The organism is Endozoicomonas numazuensis, from assembly GCF_000722635.1.
In the GTDB taxonomy this organism is placed as follows: Bacteria; Pseudomonadota; Gammaproteobacteria; order Pseudomonadales; family Endozoicomonadaceae; genus Endozoicomonas_A; species Endozoicomonas_A numazuensis.
This window is the reverse complement of sequence record NZ_JOKH01000001.1, coordinates 1489022-1492068: the sequence shown is the minus strand read 5'-3', so window position 1 is coordinate 1492068 and position 3047 is coordinate 1489022. Positions and strand designations below refer to the sequence as shown.

Below are 3047 nucleotides of genomic sequence, written 5' to 3'. Positions count from 1 at the left end.
ATCTCTGCCATCCAAATGAACATCTGAGTGATCATGATTCGAAGATGTTACAGGTAATGCAGGAGTGGTCGTAATTCCAGCAGAAGGCAGTTCTTTCCCTTTATCATCCTGACTGTCTTTTTCATCTGACTCTGCCACAACGGGAGCGTTTGGATCTGTTACTTCTTCACCCTCTTTATCGTTACTGGCCAAATGAAGATCTTTGTCTTTTTCTGGCTCAGGAATGGCGGCTTTTTCCTCTTCGAACTTATCTTTCTCACCTTCTTCGTCAGGTTGTAACTGTGGCTGATTTGAAGGCAAATCATCCTCGTGGTTATGATCATCCTGAGAGGCATCGCCGACAGGAGAAACTGGCTCTAATGAGTTGTTTTCGGATAAGTGATCGCTTACTTTTATAGACTCACCCTTTTTATTTTCATCTTCATGCTTAGCTTTGTCATCCGTGTTTGGAGCCACTTCATCAACATGACTTATGGTATGCCCGGAGGAGTTCTCATCTTCATGGTCAAGTTCAGTAATGACTTCTGCTGGATCATCATTCTGCCCAGGCGTCATACCGAAAAAAGCGATGGCATTCGCATCATGTATAAGCGGTATTCCAGAAGAGGCAGGATCAAAAGGCTGTATAGGTGGAGCCGGAGGATATACGGGTGTAAAAATGACATTAGGCTCTGTAAAACCAGTAGCTCCCAGTGTGAAAAGCTGTATTGGGGCTAACGAATTCATTGTACTGGCCAGAAAGGCGGCCTGAGCTTGTTGCTGCTGCAGTTGCTGCTGCAGTTGCAGTTGCAGTTGCAGTTGTTGTTGCTGCTGCATTTGCAGTTGTTGTTGCTGCTGCTGTATTTGCAGCTGTTGCTGCTGCTGCATTTGCTGTCGCTGAATATGAATTTGAATTTGAAAAGCCATGTGCATGAAGGTGAAAGCAGCAGAATAATTCGGAAGAAAAAAACCATGGGTACCCGGAATAGGAAGCATCAAACCATCTTGACTTAGAGACCACAGTCCTAAAGTAAGAGAAGTGTATGAAGTTCCAGTAAGGATATAACCACCCCCATCCTTCTTGACCAGCTCCTCAGCCTGCAAATCTTCCATTGAAAGAAGCTTTTTGGGATTAGCCCACACCTCACTTTGAACACACACACCCAGGAAAAAAAACAATACGAATGAAACAGAGACCTTTCTGGCACACTTGAGCATAAACACGCCTGGACTTCAGTTTTTAGAATGCGAATTAAAAGCCCAGTTCATATTAGCTTCAGAAAATGAATGCGTAGATTTTTTTTTAAAAATAGTAAATTTTGTATTCGATGATCAGACTGGCATCTTTCCTGATACGAGTGCGCTATAGCAGAAAGCGACTCATTGAAAATTCGAACCATTGCCCCATGCTTTTTAATTATCCATAGTCGTACATAATACCAGAACATGATACTCGTGCTGAGTCATGAAAGCAGGTTCTTCATATCTGAAATACCGCTTCATATTCAGATCAGGTAACGTACCACAGGCACCTCACCCCACTCTCCTGCTACATCATTATTTGAATATGGGTGCTAATTTCTGCTGCCTTGTTTTGCTCATTCGCAGCATCCGAAGCTTCAAGAAGAGGCTCAGAACCTGCAGGCATGAAATAAAAATCTGAGCTATCAGGCTGAGGAATTGTAAAGCCATTAATCTCTGTCTGCCAAAGGCCTGAATGAGGCATCTGGTTCTGACAACTTTGAACATAAGATCATCCGGGTTAGAAACAGTTTTCATTCGGATTCGAGCCCAATCTATATTAGTGCCAAGTCGATATATATAAGGTTTTTTTTCAGCTTTATAGCCATAAATTAATGTATTTTTTTATTTATTTTTTCTTATCGGCGTGCCGGGAATTTTTTCCATCAGGGCAGACAGTGCCCCGGAGTGGTCTCTTCGGCATGGTTGATGGCAATTTAATGCATTAAATGTCTTATGGCATGACTTGCAACGGTAGCGTTGTCTTCCATCACTACAGCCCCAGCGCTTTATTTGATCACTTTTACAATGAGGGCAACTGGGTTATTCAGAGAATTTCTGTTCAATGGCGGTACTCAGGTTCGGCTGATGAGTGGCTGCCTTAAGCTCTGGAGAAAGGGCTTTATTGAGAGTATTTTTATGATGGCTGGTCAATGTCGAAATGCCATCAAGAAATGCTTTGAAGAGAGCATATTGCATAACAGCATCCCTAAAAGTAAGAGACTGCTGCATTATAATTCAAACAACGGGTAAGGCGAACTTAGCCCTTGCCGAGGCAGCGTAAAAAAATGTCCGGAAAACTCTTGCCATATCACTCTAAAAACGGATTTTATTTCGGGACAGTTCCTAAGTCAGTCCCAAGAATAGTCATTCCCATGATAAAAGTACTTAACCATCTGGATTCCCGTTAACCTGTGAGCCTCAATGAACCGGGTGTCTGGGTTTCTGGCAATTACAGAGCTCGATTTGGGATCACTGTGTAGATCTATCTGCGTCGGGTACTTCATCGCTTTTTCCAGAAAATTCTCTGCAGTCTTTTTAACATAAAAGCTACTGTTCTCCCCACTCCATAAAGTACGCTCTGATACGCTATTGGTGGAGTCATACTTTCTTACCAAGTGATAATAATCATCCTCGGCCTTGCCGGTGACCAAATAGTCATAACAATGTTGCCTTGCTCTCACCATAGGTTCTTGCCATGAGAGAGGATATCCGCAACCTCGCCTTAGTTCTTGGTTTAAAACATTGAGCTCCTCAACAATCTTACCCTCAGATTCAGCGCAATGTTTTGAATTTACAATTTTCGAACACAGGCTAGAATAAGTCGGCTGAGTGAAACAACCGTCACTGGCTAGCATATAGGATGGCCTCTGCAACCATTCATTATCTATATCAGAAAAAAATATGCCACTCTTACCTACCATTTCCAAACGTTTAGCCAATTCTTTTTTATCCTGACTTTTAGCGCAAGACAAAGCAGTATCTAACGTCTTCTCAACATGGTGAGCAACGCATAGCCTGAGACAATCCATGTACAGCAGACTATC

3 protein-coding genes and 1 pseudogene are annotated in these 3047 nt (G+C 42.6%); all 4 read right to left on the bottom strand.

Annotation, left to right across the window (positions count from 1 at the left end; all coding sequences use genetic code 11):
* The coding region (locus tag GZ78_RS29960; protein ID WP_034833628.1) for a prolipoprotein diacylglyceryl transferase at positions 1–1197 on the bottom strand (1197 nt) is incomplete at its 3' end.
* A 741-nt stretch (positions 1198–1938) separates the two neighbouring features.
* Positions 1939–2040, bottom strand: a pseudogene (locus GZ78_RS30215) (transposase); the annotation flags it as partial.
* A gap of 3 nt (positions 2041–2043) precedes the next feature.
* Positions 2044–2199 (bottom strand): hypothetical protein, encoded by a 156-nt coding sequence (locus GZ78_RS29335; protein ID WP_161787321.1) that lies wholly within the window; start codon positions 2197–2199, stop codon positions 2044–2046.
* A gap of 152 nt (positions 2200–2351) precedes the next feature.
* Positions 2352–3047: hypothetical protein (locus tag GZ78_RS06570; protein WP_034833626.1), on the bottom strand; the 696-nt coding region annotated here is incomplete at its 5' end.